The following is a 21,593-nucleotide window of genomic DNA, read 5'->3' on the forward strand; positions in this document are numbered from 1 at the left end:
CAGGTCCAGATGCGAAGACGGGACTGCTTTGCGGTTCGATCAGCCCGTATTGCGCAGCCCCGCCGCAATCCCGTTGATGGAGATGTGAATCCCTGTCTGCACCCGCTCATCCCCCTGCCCTGCACGCCAGCGGCGCACCAGCTCGACCTGCAAGTGATGCAGGGGATCGATGTAAGGGAAGCGGTGCTTGATGGACCGCGCCAGCGCCGTGTTGTGCGTCAGGCGCTGCTTGTCGCCCGTGATGCGGGTGAGCGCGTCGGCCGTGCGGTGCCACTCGGCCTCAATGCTGGTGAACACCTTTTTGCGCAAGCGGGCGTCGGTGACGAGTTCGCTGTAGCGCGAGGCCAGGGCCAGGTCGCTCTTGGCCAGCACCATGTCCATGTTGGACAGCAGGGTGCGGAAGAACGGCCACTGGCGGTACATCTTCTGCAGCAGCGCCAACTGGGCCTTGGGGTCCTTGCCTTCGGTGTTGATGAAGGCTTCCACCGCCGAGCCAAAGCCGAACCAGCCGGGCAGCGTGAGACGGCATTGGCCCCAGCTGAAGCCCCAGGGAATGGCGCGCAGGTCTTCGATCTTCTGGCTGGCCTTGCGCGATGCAGGGCGCGAGCCGATGTTGAGTTCGGCGATCTCGCGGATGGGCGTGGAGTTGAAGAAGTAGTCGGTGAAGCCGGGCGTTTCGTACACCAGCGCGCGGTAGCTGCCCATGCTGGCCAGCGAGAGCTGCGCGGCGGCGTCCAGGAAGGCCTTGGTCGCAGGCTTGGTGGGCTGCAGCAGGGTGGCTTCGAGCGTGGCGGCGACCAACGTCTCCAGGTTGCGCCGGCCGATTTCGGGGTTGGCGTATTTCGACGCAATGACCTCGCCCTGCTCCGTCAGGCGGATCTGCCCACGCACGGTACCGGGGGGCTGGGCCAGGATGGCCTGGTAGCTCGGGCCACCGCCCCGGCCCACGGTGCCGCCCCGGCCATGGAACATGCGCAGCTGGATGCCATGGCTGGTGGCGAGTTCGTCGAAGAGTTCGACGAGGGCGATCTCGGCGCGGTACAGCTCCCAGTTGCTGGTGAAGATGCCGCCGTCCTTGTTGCTGTCGCTGTAGCCGAGCATGATGTCCTGCTCACCACCGCTGCGCTGCACCAGGGCTGCCACGCCGGGCAGCGCATAGAACTCGCGCATGATGGGCGCGGCATTGCGCAGATCTTCGATGGTTTCGAACAGCGGCACCACGATGAGGTGGTTCTTGGACTCGGTGTCCAAGGTCCCGCTCATCAGCCCCACTTCCTTTTGCAGCAGCAGCACCTCCAGCAGGTCGCTCACCGTCTCGGTGTGGCTGATGATGTAGTGGCGAATCGCCTCATGCCCAAAGCGCTCGCGCATCACGCGGGCGGTTTCAAAGATGGCCAGCTCTCCCTGGGCGTGCGCGGAATACTCGGCGCCTACCACGCGCAGCGGGCGCGCGTCGTTCAGCAGCTTGATCAACAGGGCGCGCTTGGCGGCTTCTTGCAGGCTGGCGTAGTTGGGTTCGATGCGCGCCTTGGCCAGCAGCTCGGCCACCACTTCTTCGTGTTTGTCGGAGCTTTGGCGCAAATCCACCGTGGCCAGATGAAAGCCAAACACCTGCACGGCGCGGATCAGCGGGTGCAGGCGCTCTGCGGCCAGCGCTTCGCCGTGGTGGGACTTCAGTGACGCTTCGATCACGCGCAGGTCGGCCAGGAACTCTTCGGCGCTGGCGTAGGCGTTTTGTGGCGCCACGGCATGGCGCGCGGCTTCGCCACCGGTCAGGTCTTTCAGCGATGCGGCCAGACGCGCATAGATCCCAGTGAGTGCACGGCGGTAGGGCTCGTCCACGCGGTGCTCGTTGGTGTCGGGCGAGCGCTGGGCCAGGGCCTCCATCTCGGCCGACACCTGCACCAGGCGGGCCGACAGCGACAGCTCGCCGCCCAGGTAGTGCACCTCGGTCAGGTAGTGGCGCAGGGCCACTTCGGCCTGGCGGCTCAGGGCGTATTGCAGGGTTTGCGCCGTCACATTGGGGTTGCCGTCGCGGTCCCCACCAATCCACTGGCCCATGCGCAAGAAGCTGTGCACCGGGTACTGGCCCAGCTCGTTTTCCAGGTCCGCGTAGATCTTGGGGATCTCGCGCAGAAAGGTGGCTTCGTAATACGACAGCGCGTTTTCGATTTCGTCGGCCACGGTGAGCTTGCTGTAGCGCAGCAGGCGCGTTTGCCACAGCTGGGCCACGCGGGCACGCAACAGGGCTTCGTTGGCGGCCAGTTCGCGCGGGGTGAGCGCATCCTTGGCACTGTTGTAGAGCTGTGCGCGCACCTGGATGTCGTCGCGCGTGGCGAGCAACTGTGCAATGTCGCGCTCGGCGTCCAGAATGCTCTTGCGCTGCACTTCGGTAGGGTGGGCGGTCAGCACGGGCGCCACATAGCTACCGGCCAGCGTTTGCGAAATGGTCTTGGGCGCGATGCCGGCCCAGCGCAGGCGCGAGAGGGCGACCTCGATGCTGCCCTCTTGCGTGTCGCCCGCACGCTCGTGCACGGCGCGGCGGCGGATATGGTGGCGGTCTTCGGCCAGGTTGGCCAGGTGGCTGAAGTAGGTGAAGGCGCGGATCACGCTCACCGTCTGGTCGCCCGACAGGGACTTGAGCAGCTTCTTGAGCGCGCGGTCGGCCTCCTGGTCGGCGTCGCGGCGGAAGGCCACAGAGAGCTTGCGCACCTGCTCGACCAGCTCGTAGGCCTCCACCCCCTCCTGTTCACGGATCACGTCTCCCAGAATGCGGCCCAGCAGGCGGATGTCGTCAATCAGGGGCTGGTCCTTGTCGGATCGTTTCATGCGGGAGTCTCCGGGATGGGTGGGATGGCCTGGCGCGTGGAGCCCGCATGGCCGCAGGCCGCACCAGCCCCAGTGCGGGCGCATGCTAGCATCCTGCGCCGCTGAATAATTACAAACAGGTTACGAACTTGAGCCCCTCGCCAACGCATCCCATCGTCATCGCCACGCGCGAAAGTCGCCTTGCACTGTGGCAGGCCGAGCATGTCAAAGCGCTGCTCGAAGCCCGGGGCCACAGCGTGCAATTGCTGGGCATGACCACCAAGGGCGACCAGATTCTGGACAAGTCCCTCAGCAAGGTGGGTGGCAAGGGCCTGTTTGTGAAAGAGCTGGAAGTGGCGCTGGAAGAAGGCCGCGCCCACATTGCCGTGCACTCGCTCAAGGACGTGCCCATGGAGCTGCCCGAGGGCTTTGCCCTGGCCTGCGTGATGGAGCGCGAAGACCCGCGCGATGCCTTTGTCTCCCCCCGCTACGAGAACCTGGACGCGCTGCCGCAGGGTGCCGTGGTGGGCACATCGAGCCTGCGCCGTCAGGTGCTGCTGCAGGCCCTGCGGCCTGACCTGAAGATCGAGCCCCTGCGCGGCAACCTCGACACCCGCCTGCGCAAGCTGGACGAAGGCCAGTACGACGCCATCGTGCTGGCGGCCGCAGGCCTCAAGCGCCTGGGGCTGGAAGCCCGGATACGCACCACCTTCGAACCCAATGCGATGCTGCCCGCGGCAGGCCAGGGCGCGCTGGGCATCGAGGTGCGCAGCGACCGGCAAGACCTGATCGACGCGCTGGCGCCGCTGGCGCACCAGACCACCTGGCTGACCGTGGCCGCCGAGCGCGCCGTCAGCCGCGCCATGGGCGGCAGCTGCTCGATGCCCCTGGCAGCGCACGGCACCTTCACCCAGGGCGTGCTGCAGCTGGACGCCGCCTGGGGCGACCCCGAGGACAAAGCCCCGCTGGTGCGCGCCCAGGCCTCCGCCGCGGTCACCACGCTGGCGCAGGCAGAAGCCCTGGGCGACGCGATTGCGCAACGCCTGCGTGCTGGGGGTGCGCGCGGCATCACCCCGGCCTGAGATGGGCACCTCAGCGCCCCGGGTCATCGTCACACGCCCCGCCCGCGAAGCGGCGCACTGGGTCACGCAACTGGGCGCACACGGCATACAGGCTGTGGCGCTGCCCCTGATTGCGATTGGTCCCTGCACGGACACCGCCATGCAGCAGGCGCTGGACACGGCCCGCGCCAACGTCGACACCTACCGTGCCCTGATGTTTGTGAGCGGCAATGCCGTGGTGCACTTTTTTGAGCAAAAACGCCCTGTAGCGCTAGATATTCATGCCCTGACAGCTACAAAAACAAGAGCATGGGCACCCGGCCCGGGCACAGCCCGCGCGCTGGAGCAGGCGGGCGTACCGCGCAGCGCCATCGACGGGCCTGCGCCCGACGCACCCCAGTTCGACTCGGAGGCACTATGGCAGCAGGTGGCCCGCCAGGTGCAGCCCGGCGACCGCGTGCTGATCGTGCGCGGCCGATCCGCCACACCCCAGGGCGCACACGAATCGCCCCAAGGCAACGGCCGCGAGTGGCTGGCCCAGCAGATCGCGGCGCGGGGTGGCCAGGTGGAGTTTGTGGTGGCCTACCAACGCGGCGCCCCCCGCTTCACGGCGCAAGAGGTGGCGCTGGCGCAACAGGCAGCCCAAGATGGCTCCGTCTGGCTGCTGAGCAGCTCCGAGGCGGTGGCCCACCTGCCCGAGGCCCTGCCGGGCCAGCAATGGGGCGCCGCCCATGCGCTGGCCACCCACCCGCGCATCGCCGAAGCGGCCCGCGCAGCGGGCTTTGGCACCGTGCGGGAATGCCGTCCGGCGCTGGAAGACGTGGTGGCCTCGATAGAATCGGCCGCATGAGTTCTGCGCCTCCTGACGATCTGCCCCCCACGCCCCCTCCAGCCCCTGTGGCTGCCGCCGTGGGCGCGCCGGCAGTGAGCCCGGCCCCCTCGGCCGCTGCCCCCGCCGCCACCGGCCGGAGCGGCGCCATGACCTTACTGCTGGGCACCGTGGCGGTGGCTGCACTGGTCAGCAGCGGCCTGCTGTGGCAAAAGCTCAGCGCCATCCAGGAACAACTGGCCCGACAGTCCGCCGACTCGGGCGCCCTGGCCATCGAGGCCCGCACCATGGCCCGCCAGGCCGAAGAGCTGGTGCGCGACACGGCCGCACGCCTGTCGGTGGCCGAGGCCCGCGTGAGCGAAGTCGCCCTGCAGCGCAGCCAGCTCGAAGAACTCATGCAAAGCCTGTCGCGCTCGCGCGATGAAAACCTGGTAGTGGACATTGAGTCGGCCATCCGTCTGGCGCAACAGCAGGCCCAGCTGACCGGCAGCCTGGAGCCCCTGGTGGCCGCCCTCAAAAGCGCCAACCAGCGCATCGAGCGGTCTGCCCAGCCCCGCCTGGCCCCTGTGCAGCGCGCCATCGGCCGCGACCTGGACCGGCTGACCCGCGCCACCGTGACCGACACCGCCGGCCTGCTCGCCCGCCTGGACGAGCTGGTGCGCCAAGTGGACGATTTGCCCGTGCTCAATGCCGTGGCCCAGGCCGCCTCGACCAAGCGCCTGTCCACCGGCCCCGCAATGCCCGGCAGCGCCCCCGCCCCCACCGAGGGCCTGGCGTGGTGGCAGGCGGCCCTGCAGCGCAGCTGGGAGGTGGTGCGCGACGAGGCCCGCAGCCTGGTGCGCGTGAGCCGCATCGACCAGCCCGAGGCCATCTTGCTGGCCCCCGAACAGACCTTCTTCCTGCGCGAAAACCTCAAGTTCAAGCTGCTCAACGCGCGCCTGGGCATCCTGGCCCGGCAGTTCGAGTCCGCCCGTTCGGACCTGGCGGCGGCCACCGCAGCCCTCAACAAATATTTCGACCCCGCATCGCGCCGCACGCAGAACGTGGCTTCGACCCTGCAGCAGGCCCAGGCCAGCATGAAGGCGGCCGAGTTGCCGCGCCTGGACGAAACCCTGTCGGCCCTGGCCACTGCCGCTGCCGGACGTTGACACCATGCGCGCAGCACTTTGGCTTCTGGGCTTGTTCGGGGTGGCGGTTGCGGCCGCACTGTTTGCGGGCAACAACCAGGGTACGGTCACCCTGTACTGGCCGCCCTACCGCATCGACCTGTCGCTCAACATGGTGGTGTTGCTGCTGGTCGGCGGTTTCGTCACCGTGTACGCGGCGCTGCGGGCCCTGGCGGCACTGCTGGAACTTCCGCACCAGGCACGCCGCTGGCGCGTGCAACAAAAAGAGCGCGCCATGCATGGCGCGCTGCTCGACGCGCTGACCCACATGCTGGGCGGCCGGTTCATCCGCTCGCGCAAGGCCGCTGTGGCGGCACTGTCGCAAGAACACGCCCTGGAGGCCAGCGGCGAGGCCGTGCCCCACGGCAAGCAGCTGCGCGCGCTGGCCCACATGATCGCCGCCGAGGCGTCACACGCGCTGCAAGACCGCGCCACGCGCGAAAGCCACTTGCAGGACGCACTGCAGGAAGCCCCCATGCGCGGCTCCGTCAACGAGCAGGAAATGCACGAAGGCGCCCAGATGCGCGCCGCCCGCTGGTCGCTGGACGACCGCGATGCCCCTGCAGCGCTCGACCGCCTGGCAGCCCTGCCCCAGGGGGCTGCCCGCCGCACCCTGGCCTTGCGCATCAAGCTCAAGGCGACGCGGCTGGCACGCCAGACCCAAGAGGCGCTGGACACCGCACGCCTGCTGGGCAAGCACCGCGCGTTCTCGCCCAATGCGGCGCAGAGCATCGTGCGCGGCCTGGCCACCGAACTCATCAACAGCGCGCACGACACGGCCCAGCTGCAGCAGATCTGGCTGTCGCTGGAAACCAGCGAGCGCAACATGCCCGAACTGGCCATCCATGCCGCCCAGCGGCTGGCGGCCCTGGGCGGTGATGCCACCCAGGTGCGGGCCTGGCTGCTGCCCGTGTGGGACCGCATGGTCGCGCTGCCCGATGCCCTGGCCGAGCAGCACGCCCTCAAGCTGGTGCGCGCGCTGGAGGCGGGGCTGGATGCGCTTGATGCCCCCTGGCTGGCCCGCATCGAATCGGCCCAGCAGGCCAACCCGCGCGACGCGCGCCTGCAGTACCTGGCGGGCATGGCGTGCCTCAAGCGCCAGCTGTGGGGCAAGGCCCACCAGTTGCTGACACAGGCAACGCAGCAGCTCAGCGACCCCCAGTTGCGTGCCAGCGCCTGGCGCCACCTGGCCGAGCTGGCCGAGCAACGCGGCGACGACACCGCCGCTGCCAGCGCCTGGAAGCAGGCTGCGCTGGCCCGATAAGCCGACAAGCCCCTTTCCGAGGCATTACCTAGGCATTACCCAGGCAGGCACCGCAGGGGCGCTGCAGCGCCTTCCGCACCTGCACAGCGGCCTTCACCGCTGTGCTTTTTCAACCGCCGCCCCTTGCATTCACTGGCCGCGCGCGTGCACCAGCGTGTGCGCTGCAGGCTCCACGCCGGTGCAGTGCCAACGTGCCCTATGGCTGCGCTACAAAATTTCCACAGCATTGGGGAACTTTGAGCGCTCAAGGCCTATCGGTTCAATAAATTTGAACTAAAGCGTCAATCTGCCTGAAGCAGATCGTCGCCAGCGCTTCCTACACTGCCCCATCGCCGCACTATGGCGGTACCTCACGGGATGGCCTTCGCAGCCCGCGCTCCCTCTCTTTTTCACACGCACTTTTTTGATTCGCTGATGACAGCCACTGCCACCACGACCCTCGACACCCCCCGCCGCTACACGCGCGCGGCCATGCTGTTGCACTGGGTGCTGGGCCTGGCGCTGATCGCGCTGTTTGGCGTCGGCGTCTACATGGCCGACCTGCCTTTTTCGCCCCAGCGGCTCAAGCTCTACAACTGGCACAAATGGGCCGGCGTGACGATCCTGGTGCTGTCGGCGCTGCGCCTGCTGTGGCGCATCACGCACCGCCCCCCGGCGCTGCCCAAGGTGGTTGAGATGACCATGCCCGGCTGGCAGAAGCTGGCGCACCACGGCACCCACCATCTGCTGTACATGCTGTTCTTTGCCGTGCCCCTGATTGGCTGGGCCTACAGCTCGGCAGCGGGGTTTCCCATCGTGTTCCTGGGCCTGTGGCAGCTGCCCGACTTTGTGCCGGTGAGCAAGGACCTGGCCGAGGCCATCAAGCCCTGGCACCAGTACACCGCGTTTGCACTGGCTGCACTGGCCGTGCTGCACATCGCCGCCGCGCTCAAGCACCATCTGGTAGACCGGGACGGCCTGCTGCACCGCATGCTGCCGGGGAAATAACCCGCTTCCGCCCTTCAGGCGCCGCCGCCCCGCAAGGCCGGCGCCTGGCCAGCCCAAAGGCCACGCACCCATCCGCGCCCCGGCCGCCGCTTTCACCTTTTTTGAGATTTGAACGGAGTTTCTGCATGCAACTGTCCACTACCCTGTCCCGCATCGTGATCGGCGCTGCGCTCGCCGCTGGCGCGCAGGCCGCCCTGGCCCAGCAGCAACTGGTGCCCGCACAAAGCGAGGTGCAGTTCACCGCCCGCCAGATGGGTGTGCCGCTCGAAGGCCAGTTCAAGAAGTTCAGCGCACAGGTCGCGTTTGACCCCGCCAAGCTGGCCACCAGCAAGATCGCGTTCACAGTGGACACCGGCAGCGCCACGCTGGGCTCGCGCGAGACCGATGCGGAGCTGCCCAAGCCCGCTTGGTTCAACGTGCCCAAGTTCCCGCAGGCCCAGTTCGTGTCGTCCAGCATCAAGGCCCTGGGCGGCGGCAAGTTTGAAGTGGCAGGTGCGCTCACCATCAAGGGCAACAGCCAGAACGTGGTGGTGCCCGTGACGCTGACCCAGAACGGCACCACCACCACCGCCACAGGCGCGCTGCCCATCAAGCGGCTGGCCTTCAAGATCGGCGAGAACGAGTGGGCCGACACCTCCATGGTGGCCGACGACGTACAGGTCAAGTTCAAGCTCGCGCTGACCGGCATCGGCAAGCTCTGAGCGCTGCGCCCCTTTGCATTTGGCCGCCGCTGCTAGCGGCCTCCCCTTTCCCTTTGTCCTTTCCTTTTTGACCCATCAGGAGTTTCCATGCGCAAGTCGCTCTTCGCCCTGGCCGCCGCTGCCACCCTGTTCGCCGGTGCTGCCCAAGCCCAATCGGCCAACTACGCCATCGACCCGACGCACACCTTCGCCTCGTTCGAAATCAGCCACTTTGGAGCTGCCGTGAACCGTGGCCGCTTCGACAAGAAGGAAGGCACCGTCCAGTTCGACAAGGCAGGCAAGTCGGGCAAGGCAGAGATCACGTTCGACGTGACCTCGGTGAACACGGGCACCCCTGCGTTTGACAAGCACCTGCAAAGCGCCGACCTGTTCGACGCGGCCAAGCACCCCACGATGAAGTTTGTCTCTAGCAAGTTCGTCTTCAACGGTGACAAGGTCGCCAGCGTGGAAGGCCAGCTCACGCTGCTGGGCAAGACCGCCCCCCTGACCCTGAAGGCCAACCAGTTCAACTGCTACGACAGCCCCATGCTCAAGCGCGAAGTGTGCGGCGGCGACTTTGAAGCCACCATCGACCGCACCCAGTGGGGCATGAACTACGGCGTGGAATGGGGCTTCCCCAAGAACGTGCGCCTGGTGGTGCAGATCGAAGCCGTGAAGCAGTAAACCAGGCCGAGCGGGCCTGGGGCGCAGCGGTCTGACTTGCTCCGCCCTGCCTCCGGCTGCTTGCGACCAGCCACCCGTGCGCCTTGCGCCGGGTGGCTTTTTCTTTGGGCCAGCCCGCCCTCATCTGCCAGCCTTCCGGGTATAAAAAATTAACTTAACGTAAATCAATTACGAATAGTAGAATTGCACTCACCGATTTGAGGAGACTCTGCATGAACGCCGTTCTGAACCCGACCGACCTGGCCAGCCTGCCGGCACCCGCCCCCATCCAGCAGTTGCACCACTACGCCTACAAGGCCCGCGACGCCGAGGAAACGCGCCAGTTCTATGAAGACATCCTGGGCTTGCCGCTGTACCACATCATCCAGAGCGACTATGTGCCCAGCACCGGCGAGTACTGCCCCTACACCCACTTCTTCTTCCGCCTGCAGGACGGCTCGTTCATCGCCTTTTTCGACCTGGGCGACGACGTGAAGGCCGAGCCCTCGCCCAACACGCCCCTGTGGGTCAACCACATCGCGTTCCGCGTGAACACCGTGCAGGAGCTGGAGAACACCAAGCAGCGCCTCGAGGCGCATGGTGTGGAAGTGCTGGGCGTGACGGACCACCACATCTTCAAGAGCATCTATTTCTTCGATCCCAACGGCATTCGCCTGGAGCTGTCGGCCCAGCTGGCCAATGACGAGCAGATGGAAAAAGACAGCACCGTGGCCCACGCCCGCCTGCGCGAGTGGACGGCGCGCAAGGAGCAATGGCGCAAGGAACGCGCCGAAGGCAAGGTGGCCGCGCCGCTCAAGCCCCAGCAGAACGACCGGCCGGAGTTTGTGCGCAAGTAAGCCAACCTGACCCCAGGCCTCCACGGTCCGCGGGGCTGGCTGCGCTGGAGGGGGTGCGCAGCCCCGTCAAACGGCCCTCCCACCGCTTTGCGATGGGGTTTTGAGCCTTAGAACCTGTTCAAGATCTTTTCGGGGTCGCGCAAGTACCTTGCCGGGATGGGACGCAAGGCGCGGTGCGCAGTGGATAGCCCGGCTATCAACAAGCGCCGCAACGCCGCAGACCGCTCGGCAAGGCACTTGCCCGAAGGGTTGGAGTGAAATCGGGTGATTGGAAGCCACGGCTGCTTGCATGGGCACGAGCCGATGCTGCGCATCCGAAGCATCCACTCATCCCGGTTGCACTCCAATGCAATCCCCTAAAAGATCTTGAACAGGTTCTTATAGCGCTGAAGCGCTACATCCCATTGCCCGATCAGCTATACAAAAGATAGCAATTATGCCGCTGCCTGTTGCTGCGCCCGCATGATCTGGTGGCGCTGCCAGTAGTGGCTCACCACGGCGTTGAACTGGTCCTTGTCCTTCTTGAGGCCGGGCAGCTTGATCTTGCTGGTCTTGGCGCCCAGGCCCAGGGCGTTCTTCTCGGGGTGGGTCACGATCAGCGCGTTGCCAAAGCTGCTTTCCTTGAATTCCAGACCCTTGATGGCGTCCCAGAACACCGTGGTCTCATCGGCCGAGGTGCGGATGCCGTCGATGCTCACCTCCACCGTCGCATCGCCCTTGAGGGCAAACACCACGGGCGGAAAGTACTGCAACACCAGGGCCCGCTCCTGCTCGTTGGCGGGCTCGTAGCGGTAGGCCAGGCTGCGCTCGTGGTCTTGCGCAAACTGCTGCTCGTAAGCGCTCCACAGCCGCTGCTCAATCGCGTCGGCGGTCAATATCTCCTGCACCCAGGTGGTGGCGGGCGCACGCACGGCAATAGCGCCGTAGTCACGCTCTTTGAGGGCCATGCCGACGTTGCGCAGGCGCTCGGGCATGGCGGGGTGCGAGTCGAAAGGGTGCGGCACATTGGCCGTCTTCATCGCATCCACAAAGTCGGGCGATGCCGCGTACGGCGCCAAGCCCTGGGCCACAAAACTGGCAATGCCCAGCGTGCTGTTGTCGTGCCGCTCGTTGCGGCCGAACAGTTCGTCCTCGATGCGGTAGCGGTACTGGGCGTAGGCGGCAATCTTGACCAGCGACTGTGCAATCGCCGCCGGGCTCACCAGCTTGGCCGCCAGGCGGTCGGCCTTGAACTCGCGCTCGCGGCTGTCGCTGGCCAGGGCGATCTCGAAGATGGTGCGGTACAGGTCCAGCAGCGGCGACGCCATGGCCGACAGCCCGCCGGTGCGGATGGCGTGGCGGTAGTGGTCAAACTGCACCAGCTTGGGCCCCAGCTGCGCGCTGCGCCGCGTGTCGCCCCCGCGCAGGTGGGCCAGTTCATGGCCCAGCACGGCGTCAGCCTCGGTCTGGTCCAGGATGCGCAGCAGCGGCAGGCTCACAAACAGCGTGCGGCCCGTAAGGGTTTGCTGGCCCACGGTGATCGGGGCCTCGGTCACAAAGAAGTTGGCATCGATGCCAGCAACGATGTGCCGGGGTGGCTCGGTCTTCAGGCGCTGCGCCAGGTGGCGAATGCGCTGCCACAGCAGCGGAGCATCGGCCTCGGCCACCAGCTCGCCCACAACCTGGTTGCTGGACTGCACGCGCTTGAAGATGCCCGCCACCGCCACCAGCACCCCGGCCCCCACGGCAAAGCCTACAAACAACACCAGCTTGGGCGAGTACTTGTGGAAGAAAAACGCGGTGACCCAGAACGACAGCCACACCGCCATCGTCCCTTGCAACACCAGCGCCGTAGCACTGGCCCAGGACGTCAGGCGCCAGCCCGCCACAAAGCTCGCGTACTGCAGCGTGCGGTCGGCAAACGCCAGCGCCCCCAGCCCCAGCACCGCCAATAGCAGCGCCGCGCTGGCCACCAGCGTCCACAGCGACAGCTTGCGCGCCATGTGGAACTGCCAGACATCCGAGAAGGTGTCGCAGAGCGCCTCGCGGTATTCGCGGGCGTCGGGGTCTGCATTGCTGCAAATGGTGGACGGCGGATTGCTGCGGTAGTAGTCCTTGCGCGCCTGCTTCTCGTCGGCGGGCAGGCCCTTTTCGGCATCGATGCGCTGGCTGATGCCGGCCACAAAACGGGTGTCCTGGTCGGTCTGGACATGGCGGGTGAACACGTAGGTCACCGCAGGCACCAGAAACAGCGCCAGCAGCGCATAGGCAAAGACCTTGACCAGGCCCAGGCGCCAGGCAGATTGAAACGTCATAGGTTCGGATGGTTGTGACGGCCCGGCACCGTGGCACCGGAAGGCTGAACGCCCCCCGCAAGCCACCGCACCGGTCCTTGTTGTAATTCGTGAGAACTTGGTTCGCGTTGCCGCGCCCTCCTCGCTCTATCGGCCGGGATTATCAGGACCCATCCACCCGCGCACCCAGTCACAAGGTAACCATTGGAAAGAATCGGCCGACAGACGGCGCGCAATGGCCAAACGGCCCAAGCCCCCGCAGGGCCAGCGCCGGGGTGGCGGTCCCTTAAAATGTGCGGTTCACCCTCTTGTTCGTCGGAGCGCTCCCTGCGACCGCTCCGCCCCACTGCCCCCACTGCCACACCCCACTGCCAGACCCATGAGCACGCCCCAACCACAACCCGGCCTTGAAAGCCTGTCCAAGTCGTTTGAACCCGCTGCACTGGAAGCCCACTGGGGCCCCGAATGGGAAAAGCGCGGGTATGGCACCGCAGGCCACCGTGGCACGGGTCAGCCCCAGGCGGGCGAGCCCGCCTTCTCCATCCAGCTGCCCCCGCCCAACGTCACGGGCACGCTGCACATGGGCCATGCGTTCAACCAGACGATCATGGACAGCCTCACGCGCTACCACCGCATGAAGGGCTTCAACACGGTCTGGGTGCCGGGCACCGACCACGCAGGCATCGCCACGCAGATCGTGGTGGAGCGCCAGTTGCAGGAGCAGGGCATCAGCCGCTACGACATGGGCCCCACCCCGCCCGAGGCGCGCAAGAACTTTGTGAGCAAGGTGTGGGAGTGGAAGGAAAAGTCCGGCAACACCATCACCACGCAGATGCGCCGCATGGGCGACAGCGTGGACTGGAGCCGTGAATACTTCACCATGGATGACAAGCTCTCCAAGGTGGTCACCGACACCTTCGTGAAGCTCTACGAACAGGGCCTGATCTACCGCGGCAAGCGCCTGGTGAACTGGGACCCGAAGCTGCAGTCCGCCGTGTCCGACCTGGAAGTCGAGAGCGAAGAAAAAGACGGCTCGATGTGGCACATCGCCTACCCGCTGGCCGATGGATCAGGCAGCCTGACGGTGGCCACCACCCGCCCCGAAACCATGCTGGGCGACGTGGCGCTCATGGTGCACCCCGAGGATGCGCGCTACACGCACCTCATCGGCAAGATGGTCAACCTGCCGCTGTGCGACCGCCAGATCCCGGTGATCGCCGACGAGTACGTGGACAAGGAATTCGGCACGGGCGTGGTGAAGGTGACGCCTGCGCACGACCAGAACGACTACGCCGTGGGCCAGCGCCACAAGCTGCCCATGATCGTGGTGCTGACGTTGCAAGCCACCATCAACGAGAACGCGCCCGCCAAGTACCAGGGCATGGACCGCTTCGTGGCCCGCAAGGCCGTGGTGGCGGACCTCGAAGCCATCGGCGCGCTGGTGGAGGTGAAGAAGCACAAGCTCATGGTGCCCATCTGCACCCGCACCGGCCAGGTGATCGAGCCCATGCTGACCGACCAGTGGTTTGTCGCCATGAGCAAGGTGTCCGACCAGGACCCCACCGGCAAGAGCATTGCGCAAAAAGCCATTGATGCCGTAGCCAGCGGTGATGTGAAGTTCGTGCCCGAGAACTGGGTGAACACCTACAACCAGTGGATGAACAACATCCAGGACTGGTGCATCAGCCGCCAGCTGTGGTGGGGCCACCAGATCCCGGCCTGGTACGACGAAGACGGCAACGTGATCGTCGCCCGCACCGAAGCCGAGGCGCAGGCCAAGGCCCCTGGCAAAAAGCTGCGCCGCGACGAGGACGTGCTCGACACCTGGTACTCGTCCGCGCTCGTGCCCTTCAGCACCATGGGCTGGCCGAACCAAGGCACCGCCGAAACCGACGACTTCAACCTGTACCTGCCCAGCACCGTGCTGGTCACGGGCTACGACATCATCTTCTTCTGGGTCGCCCGGATGATCATGATGACCACGCACTTCACCGGCCGTGTGCCGTTCAAGCACGTGTACATCCACGGCCTGGTGCGCGACGCGCAGGGCAAGAAGATGAGCAAGTCCGAGGGCAACGTGCTCGACCCGGTGGACCTGATCGACGGCATTGCACTGGAGCCGCTGCTGGACAAGCGCACTACGGGCCTGCGCAAGCCCGAGACTGCGCCCACCGTGCGCAAGAACACGCAGAAGGAATTCCCCGAAGGCATTCCGGCCTATGGCGCCGATGCGCTGCGCTTTACCTTCGCGGCGCTGGCATCGCTGGGCCGCAGCATCAACTTCGACAGCAAGCGCTGCGAGGGCTACCGCAACTTCTGCAACAAGCTCTGGAACGCCAGCCGCTTCGTGCTGATGAACTGCGAAGGCCAAGACTGCGGCCTGAAAGAGCACACCAAGGAAGAATGCCAGCCCGGTGGCAGCGCCCACGGCTACATGGAGTTCAGCCAGGCCGACCGCTGGATCACCTCGCTGCTGCAAAAGACTGAGGCCGAAGTCGCCAAGGGCTTTGAAGAGTACCGCCTCGACAACGTGGCCAATACGATCTATGACTTTGTCTGGAATGAGTACTGCGACTGGTACCTGGAAATCGCCAAGGTGCAGATCCAGAACGGCACCGAAGCGCAGCAGCGCGCCACGCGCCGCACGCTGATCCGCACGCTCGAAGCCATCCTGCGCCTGGCCCACCCCATCATCCCGTTCATCACCGAAGCCCTGTGGCAGGTGGTGGCACCCGTGGCGGGCATCCCTGGCGAGTCGGTCAGCATCGCGCGCTATCCCGAAGCCCAACCGGCCAAGATCGACGAAGCTGCGATTGCCCACATGGGCCGCGTGAAGGGTCTCGTGGACGCGTGCCGCGCGCTGCGCGGCGAGATGAACGTGTCTCCCTCCACCCGCCTGCCCCTGTACGTGGTGGGCGACACCGAGTTCATGCGTGGCGTGGGCCCGGTGCTGCAGGCGCTGGCCAAGCTCAGCGAGGTCAAGGTGTTTGACGACGAAGCCGCCTGGGCCGCTGCCGCACAGGCCGCGCCCGTGGCCGTGGTGGGCGACGCCCGCATGTGCCTGTACATGGAGATCGACGTGGCGGCCGAGAAGGCCCGCCTGTCCAAGGAAATCGCCCGCATCGATGGCGAGATCACCAAGGCCAACAACAAGCTGTCCAACGAGGCCTTTGTGGCCAAGGCGCCTGCGGCGGTGATCGAGCAGGAGAAAAAGCGCATTGCCGACTTCGGCGCCACGCTGGGCAGATTGCGCGATCAGCTGACACGGCTGGGCTAAAACCCGGGCCATACTGCGCCATGGCGGCCCGCCCTGCGCGGGCCGATTGCCTTGTTTTCATGTTCTGCCGGTGTGCGTGCGGCTGCCTTGCAGCCCACACACCGCCTCATCCGTCCAGAGGAGTCCCATGACTGTTGCCACCACCGTTCGCAAAGCCGTTTTCCCCGTTGCCGGACTGGGCACACGCTTTCTGCCCGCCACCAAGGCCAGCCCCAAAGAGATGCTGCCCGTGGTGGACAAGCCGCTGATCCAGTACGCGGTGGAAGAGGCCTACGCCGCCGGCATCCGCCACATGATCTTCGTGACCGGCCGCAGCAAGCGCGCCATTGAAGACCACTTCGACACCGCCTACGAACTGGAGGCCGAGCTGGAAGCGGCCGGCAAGAAGGAGTTGCTGGAGTTGGTGCGCTCCATCCAGCCCAGCGACATGGACTGCGCCTTTGTGCGCCAGCCCCGCTCCCTGGGCCTGGGCCACGCCGTGCTGTGCGCCGAGCCGCTGGTGGGCAAGGAGCCGTTTGCCGTGCTGCTGGCCGACGATTTGATGGTGGGCCCCCAGGGTGGGCAGCCGGTGCTGGCGCAGATGGCAACCGCCTTCCGCCAGCAAGGCCGCTCGGTGATCGCCGTGCAAGAGGTACCCGAGGACCATGTGCACAAATACGGCATCGTGGCGGGCGAGCCCGCCGGTGGCCCGCTGATCCGCATCCAGCGCATTGTGGAAAAGCCCAAGGCCGCCGAGGCCCCCTCGCGCATGGGCGTGGCGGGCCGCTACATCCTCACGCCTGGGGTGTTTGACGAGATCCGCAACCAGCCACGGGGCGTGGGCGGCGAGATCCAGCTCACCGACGGCATTGCGCGCCTGATGCACAGCGAGGCGGTGTATGCGTTTCAGTACGAAGGCAAGCGCTACGACTGCGGCAGCAAGGAAGGATTTCTGGAAGCGACAGTGGAACTGGCCCTGCAACACCCGCAGGTGGGGGCGCACTTCCGGGGCTACCTGAAGAACCTGGCGCTGTAAACCCGGCCGTCCAAGCTCTCGATTGAGATCAAAATTGATAGCTGCCAGCGCTGATGCAACCAGCGCTGGCAGCTATTTTTGCGTTCAACGGCGGCGCAGGACGTGGATGTACTCCTCGCCCACCGTCTGCTGCTCCACCAGCTCATTGCCGGTCTGCTTGGCAAACGCCTGAAAGTCGCGCAGCGATCCGTTGTCGGTGGCCACCACCTTGAGCAGCTGGCCGCTGGCCATGTCCGACAGTGCCTTCTTGGCCTTGAGGATGGGCAAGGGGCAGTTCAGGCCCCGGGTGTCGATTTCTTTGTGAATGTCCATGGTCATCAGTCCTTTGGCGGCGTCGCGGCCGGGGCTTGTTCGTCCAGCCCACGGCGGCGTTCTGCATTTTCTTCGGCGGTGAAAAACACCGGTTCATGGCCGCGCGTGCGCAGCCAGTCGGCCAGCGCGTAGCCCGTGCCCGCAGGCCAGCATTTGAGATCTGGCAGATCGTACAGCCGGTAGTCCACCAGTTCGGGTGACAATTTGACCTGCCCCGTGGCCACCACGTGGTAGGCAATGATGACCTGGTTCATGCGCAAAAACTCGTAGGCCCCCACCAGGGTGGTGGACTGCACATCGAGGTTGGTCTCTTCCTTGACCTCGCGCGCAATGCCTTCCTGGGGTGACTCGCCTGCCTCCATGAAGCCGGTGATCAGCGCAAACATCTTGCCCGGCCACGCCGCGTTGCGCGCCAGCAGCACCTTGCCGTCGATCTCCACAATGGCAGCCAGCACGGGCGTGGGGTTGTTCCAGTGTGTCCAGCCGCAGGCGGGGCAGCGCAGGCGCTCCTTGTCGCCGCCATCTTCGGCCAGCGTGATGGGCTGCAGCTCGGTCGCGCAGTGGGGGCAAAAACGGACTTCGTAGTGCATATGCTATCTTTTATGTAGCTACTGAGGCATATTCAACTAGCGCTAGCAGCCATTTTGATTTAAAACCCTGTGCAAAGGCACCTGGCGACGCCCGAGGAGCCCATCCTGCACCCCGCACCACCGGTCATGCAGGAAACACCCCGGTCGACAAATACCGGTCGCCCCGGTCGCACACGATGAAGACGATGGTGGCATTGCTGTCGCGCGCAGCGATCTGCTGCGCCACCCAGCACGCGCCTGCAGCCGAGATGCCGGCAAAAATGCCCTCTTCGCGCGCGAGGCGGCGGCACATGTCCTCGGCGCTGTCCTGGCTCACATACACCAGCTCATCGACCGTGCTGGCGTCATAAATCTTGGGCAGGTACTCCTGCGGCCACTTACGGATGCCCGGGATGCGCGAGCCTTCCTCGGGCTGGGCGCCAATGATCTGGATGGCGGGGTTCTTCTCCTTGAGGAACCGCGACACGCCCGTGATGGTGCCCGTGGTGCCCATGGCGCTCACAAAGTGGGTGATGCGCCCGCCGGTCTGCTCCCAGATCTCGGGGCCTGTGGTTTCGTAGTGAATGCGGGGGTTGTCGGGGTTGCCAAACTGGTCCAGCACCTTGCCCTCACCACGCTTTTGCATGGCCTCGGCCAGGTCGCGGGCGTGCTCCATGCCGCCGCTCTTGGGCGTGAGCACCAGTTCTGCGCCAAAGGCCTTCATGGTCTGGGCGCGTTCGATGGATAAGTCCTCCGGCATCACCAGCACCATGCGGTAGCCCTTGATGGCCGCGGCCATCGCCAAAGCGATGCCGGTATTGCCCGACGTGGCCTCGATCAGCGTGTCGCCAGGGCGGATGTCGCCACGCTCTTCGGCGCGGCGGATCATCGACAGTGCAGGCCGGTCCTTGACGGACCCCGCCGGGTTGTTGCCTTCCAGCTTGCCGAGCACCACATTGCCCCGCGCGGCGTTGTCCTGGGCCCCAATGCGCTGCAGCGCCACCAGCGGCGTGTTGCCTACCGCGTCTTCAATCGTCGGATATTTCATACGCCCTACTGTGCCATAATTCAGGGCTTCACATATTCCGCCCGGGTGGTGAAATTGGTAGACGCAGGGGACTCAAAATCCCCCGCCGCAAGGCGTGCCGGTTCGATTCCGGCCCCGGGCACCACAGTCAACAAGGCCGGTAGCTTCCACGAGCTATCGGCCTTTTTGCTGGTCAGCTGCTGTAGCAGCGGCATGTGATTTCTGCACACTCCAGCCCCGCACACCCAGCCATCGCCATGACCGCCCAGGATCTGATCGCGCACGCCACCGTGCTGGCCTACCGGCTGGCGGGTTATGCCCTGCAGAACATGGCCGAGGATGCGGCCCTGCTGGCGATGATGTTCTGCTGATCCTCACGACCCCGCAACGTGTGCGCATGGTCAATGGCACGGCACCTCAGCGCGCAGCCAGCAACAAGAAGTCCTGCTCATAGCCCTTGAGTGATTGCGCCGCGCGCAGCCGGTGGGCTGGCGTCATGGCGTTGTGCAGGCGCGCAAACCCTTCGCAGCCCTCGGCCACCAGCGCTTGCGCGTAGCGCTGGTAGGCACCGTCCGGCGACGTCACCACGCGGTCCAGAAAGCCCAGCATCAGCGTGCGGGCCTGGGCGGTGTTGCTGCGGTCGGCCTGGATGCTGCGCAGCACCTGCACCAGGTCCTTTTGCCGGCGCACGCGCTCGGCATAGGTGCGCTGCGGGTCGAAGACCGACTGGGCTACGAAGGCGCGCAACACGGCCTTCTGCGGCTCGTCCAGCGGGCCATAAAAGGTTTCGAGCCGCGATGAGAGGTCCTTGAAGCGGCGCTCGCGCAGCTTGTCGGGCGGCGGGTCCAGCCATTCGGATTTCCAGTCGGCATTGCTGTCGGCCTGCTTGCGCTCCAGGTTGCGGATCTGCGCCTCGGTCAGCTGCGACGCCAGCCACACCACCTTGGGCTCGGCCTGGGCCAGCACCTTATCTAACTGGGCGCGGGCTTTCTCGTAAATGCGGCAGGCCTGCTCGGCAGTGATGGTGGCAGGCAACTGCTGCTGCACCCTTTGCAACAGCTCGGCATGCTGGGGCAGCATGGTGTCGCGGTGCCAGCGGTGCAGCTCGCCCAGGTCGCCACGCACGCGCTCTGTCTGCGCGTCCGACAGGTCAAGGTAACGGTTGAGCTGCCAGTACGCTAGGTGGGGTACCTGGTTGTAGGCCAGGCGCACCGTGCTGCAGCCCGCCAGCAATGCACCGGCCAAGGCCAGGGCGGCAATGCACAGGGTGGTGCGCAGGCGGGACACAGCGGGCACGGCAGCTCCAGAACAACGGGACAGTGCAGGATAGGCCCGAAGCCCGCCACGGCGGCCACAGGGCACGGATACCCCGGCCCGCAGACCAGGATTTCACCCGGATGCGCCCCGGCCCGAACCCAGCCAGCCCAGCCAGTACAGCCCCATGAGGGCTGCGAACCAAAGACTGGGTGAGCTGGGAGTCAGTTGTCCTGTCGCCGGATCAACTGGCGGCCACTGGCGGTGATGGCCAGCTCGCCGCCCGTCCCCTTGGTGATGAAGCCCCATTCGAGCAGTCGCCCGGAGACATGGTCTTTGAGCGCATGGGGCAGCGTGATGACTTCGCCCATTTCAAGCTGCTTCAGTGTTTCGATCTCATCCACCGTGGGATCGAAATGCGGAGCGTGGTAAGTGGTCATGGGGGTCGCTCTCCAACAAGGTTGCTGAATGAAAGACAGACTTCCGCGCAACCAGATTAGTTCACCGCCCGGGTGGACGCAAGCGCATCAACCCGCCACCGGGGCACCCGCCGTCTCGGCCATCTGCTGCAGCCAGCGCGCAAACGTGGCCAGCACCGGCGGCTGTGCCTGCGTGGGGCTGATGAGGTAGTACGCCCGCTCGCCGCGCAGCGGGCGGTTGCAGGCCACCACCAGCTCGCCGCTGGCAAGCTCTGCCTCGATGAGCAGCGGCGGGATCAGCGCCACGCCCATGCCATGCGTGGCGGCCACGGCCAGCATGGAGAACAGCTCGTAGCGCGGGCCATCGAGCGCATGCGGCGCATCCACTGCCATGGCCTCGAACCACTGGCGCCACCCATACGGGCGCGTGCTTTGCTGCAGCAGCGGCAGCTCGGCCAGCGCCTCGGCGGCCACGGGCTGGTGGGCGCGGCCCCGGCCCCGCGGCGCGGCGGATTCGAGCAGGCGCGGGCTGCACACGGGCACCACGTCTTCATGCATCAGCAGCTGGGCCTGTACGCCGGGCCAGTTGGCGACCTGCTCGGGCGTGCCCGCGTACAGCGCGGCATCAAACGTCGTGTCGGCAAACAAGAAAGGCCGCGTCTGCGTGTCAATGTGCACCACGATATCGGGATGCGCCTGCGCCAGCTGCGGCAGGCGCGGGATGAGCCAGCGCGTGGCAAAGGTGGGCACCGCGGCCAGCGTAAGGGTGCCGCCCTCGCCCTGGTGGGCCATCACGTCCAGCGTGTCGCGCTCCAGCCCCTGCAGCCAGCGCGCCACCTGGCGGCCATAGTGCGCGCCCGCAGGCGTCAGCACCACGCCGTGGCGCGTGCGGCGAAACAGTGCCACGCCCAAAAACTCTTCCAGCACCTGGATCTGGCGCGACACCGCGCTTTGGGTGAGCGACAGCTCCTGCGCGGCGCGGGTGTAGCTCTCGTGGCGGGCGGCCACTTCAAAACAGGCTAGGGCCTGGGTCGATGGAATGTTGCGGCGCATGATGAAGAGGAACTTGTGAAGAAGCCACCAGCCCTTGAAGCTGGCTGCGACAAGTATTCCATACATTCCATAAACGCAT

18 protein-coding genes and 1 tRNA gene are annotated in these 21,593 nt (G+C 66.0%); 11 read left to right on the plus strand and 8 right to left on the minus strand.

What is annotated here, in order from left to right; all coding sequences use genetic code 11:
* Positions 1 to 39 precede the first annotated feature (39 nt).
* Complete coding sequence (gene ppc / locus C380_RS18300; protein ID WP_015015327.1) at positions 40 to 2,829, minus strand: phosphoenolpyruvate carboxylase; 2,790 nt, start codon at positions 2,827 to 2,829, stop codon at positions 40 to 42.
* A 128-nt stretch (positions 2,830 to 2,957) separates the two neighbouring features.
* Between ppc and hemC the strand changes: the two genes are divergently transcribed.
* The 8 genes from hemC (at position 2,958) to C380_RS18340 (ending at position 10,315) form a co-directional block, all read left to right on the plus strand.
* The gene (gene hemC / locus C380_RS18305; protein ID WP_015015328.1) at positions 2,958 to 3,890 is read left to right on the plus strand and encodes a hydroxymethylbilane synthase; all 933 of its coding nucleotides are present in this window, start codon (positions 2,958 to 2,960) and stop codon (positions 3,888 to 3,890) included.
* Position 3,891: 1 nt separating this feature from the next.
* Positions 3,892 to 4,719 (plus strand): uroporphyrinogen-III synthase, encoded by an 828-nt coding sequence (locus C380_RS18310; protein ID WP_015015329.1) that lies wholly within the window; start codon positions 3,892 to 3,894, stop codon positions 4,717 to 4,719.
* Positions 4,716 to 5,846: a uroporphyrinogen-III C-methyltransferase gene (locus C380_RS18315; protein WP_015015330.1), complete on the plus strand. Its 1,131-nt coding sequence runs from the start codon at positions 4,716 to 4,718 to the stop codon at positions 5,844 to 5,846. The genes C380_RS18310 and C380_RS18315 overlap by 4 nt, the downstream gene beginning before the upstream one ends.
* A 4-nt stretch (positions 5,847 to 5,850) precedes the next feature.
* Positions 5,851 to 7,128, plus strand: coding sequence for a heme biosynthesis protein HemY (locus C380_RS18320; RefSeq protein ID WP_015015331.1), 1,278 nt, complete (start codon positions 5,851 to 5,853; stop codon positions 7,126 to 7,128).
* 414 nt (positions 7,129 to 7,542) lie between these two features.
* On the plus strand, positions 7,543 to 8,115 hold the full coding sequence (locus C380_RS18325; RefSeq protein WP_043566828.1) for a cytochrome b: 573 nt from the start codon (positions 7,543 to 7,545) through the stop codon (positions 8,113 to 8,115).
* Positions 8,116 to 8,240: 125 nt separating this feature from the next.
* Positions 8,241 to 8,816, plus strand: a complete 576-nt coding sequence (locus C380_RS18330; protein WP_015015333.1) for a YceI family protein — start codon at positions 8,241 to 8,243, stop codon at positions 8,814 to 8,816.
* Between the two features lie 87 nt (positions 8,817 to 8,903).
* A complete protein-coding gene (locus C380_RS18335) occupies positions 8,904 to 9,479 on the plus strand; it encodes a YceI family protein (protein ID WP_015015334.1) in 576 nt (191 codons plus the stop codon).
* Positions 9,480 to 9,691: 212 nt separating this feature from the next.
* Positions 9,692 to 10,315: a VOC family protein gene (locus C380_RS18340; protein WP_015015335.1), complete on the plus strand. Its 624-nt coding sequence runs from the start codon at positions 9,692 to 9,694 to the stop codon at positions 10,313 to 10,315.
* A gap of 434 nt (positions 10,316 to 10,749) precedes the next feature.
* Here C380_RS18340 and C380_RS18345 read toward each other — a convergent pair whose 3' ends face one another.
* Positions 10,750 to 12,609 carry a M48 family metallopeptidase gene (locus tag C380_RS18345; protein WP_015015336.1) on the minus strand — a complete coding sequence of 620 codons (1,860 nt, stop codon included), beginning with the start codon at positions 12,607 to 12,609 and terminating at the stop codon, positions 10,750 to 10,752.
* Between the two features lie 358 nt (positions 12,610 to 12,967).
* On the opposite strand from C380_RS18345, the gene C380_RS18350 reads away from it, so the two are divergent.
* Complete coding sequence (locus tag C380_RS18350; protein WP_015015337.1) at positions 12,968 to 15,865, plus strand: valine--tRNA ligase; 2,898 nt, start codon at positions 12,968 to 12,970, stop codon at positions 15,863 to 15,865.
* Between the two features lie 127 nt (positions 15,866 to 15,992).
* A complete protein-coding gene (gene galU, locus C380_RS18355) occupies positions 15,993 to 16,880 on the plus strand; it encodes a UTP--glucose-1-phosphate uridylyltransferase GalU (RefSeq protein ID WP_015015338.1) in 888 nt (295 codons plus the stop codon).
* Positions 16,881 to 16,964: 84 nt separating this feature from the next.
* On the opposite strand, the gene C380_RS18360 is transcribed toward galU, so the two are convergent.
* The 3 genes from C380_RS18360 to cysM all read right to left on the minus strand — a co-directional run bounded on the left by C380_RS18360 (position 16,965) and on the right by cysM (position 18,809).
* Positions 16,965 to 17,192 carry a sulfurtransferase TusA family protein gene (locus tag C380_RS18360; protein WP_015015339.1) on the minus strand — a complete coding sequence of 76 codons (228 nt, stop codon included), beginning with the start codon at positions 17,190 to 17,192 and terminating at the stop codon, positions 16,965 to 16,967.
* 5 nt (positions 17,193 to 17,197) lie between these two features.
* Complete coding sequence (locus C380_RS18365) at positions 17,198 to 17,782, minus strand: NUDIX domain-containing protein (RefSeq protein ID WP_015015340.1); 585 nt, start codon at positions 17,780 to 17,782, stop codon at positions 17,198 to 17,200.
* A 124-nt stretch (positions 17,783 to 17,906) separates the two neighbouring features.
* Entirely contained in the window at positions 17,907 to 18,809 is a 903-nt protein-coding gene (gene cysM / locus C380_RS18370) for a cysteine synthase CysM (protein ID WP_015015341.1), read from the minus strand.
* 39 nt (positions 18,810 to 18,848) lie between these two features.
* Here cysM and C380_RS18375 point away from each other — a divergent pair.
* Positions 18,849 to 18,933 (plus strand) — tRNA-Leu (locus tag C380_RS18375).
* 272 nt (positions 18,934 to 19,205) lie between these two features.
* Here C380_RS18375 and C380_RS18380 read toward each other — a convergent pair.
* The 3 genes from C380_RS18380 to C380_RS18390 form a co-directional block, all read right to left on the minus strand.
* Entirely contained in the window at positions 19,206 to 20,084 is an 879-nt protein-coding gene (locus tag C380_RS18380; protein WP_015015342.1) for a DUF6279 family lipoprotein, read from the minus strand.
* Positions 20,085 to 20,266: 182 nt separating this feature from the next.
* Positions 20,267 to 20,482, minus strand: a complete 216-nt coding sequence (locus C380_RS18385) for a hypothetical protein (protein WP_015015343.1) — start codon at positions 20,480 to 20,482, stop codon at positions 20,267 to 20,269.
* Positions 20,483 to 20,569: 87 nt separating this feature from the next.
* Complete coding sequence (locus C380_RS18390) at positions 20,570 to 21,514, minus strand: LysR family transcriptional regulator (protein WP_043566832.1); 945 nt, start codon at positions 21,512 to 21,514, stop codon at positions 20,570 to 20,572.
* Positions 21,515 to 21,593 lie beyond the last annotated feature (79 nt).

It is taken from the genome of Acidovorax sp. KKS102, assembly GCF_000302535.1.
In the GTDB taxonomy this organism is placed as follows: domain Bacteria; phylum Pseudomonadota; class Gammaproteobacteria; order Burkholderiales; family Burkholderiaceae_C; genus Acidovorax.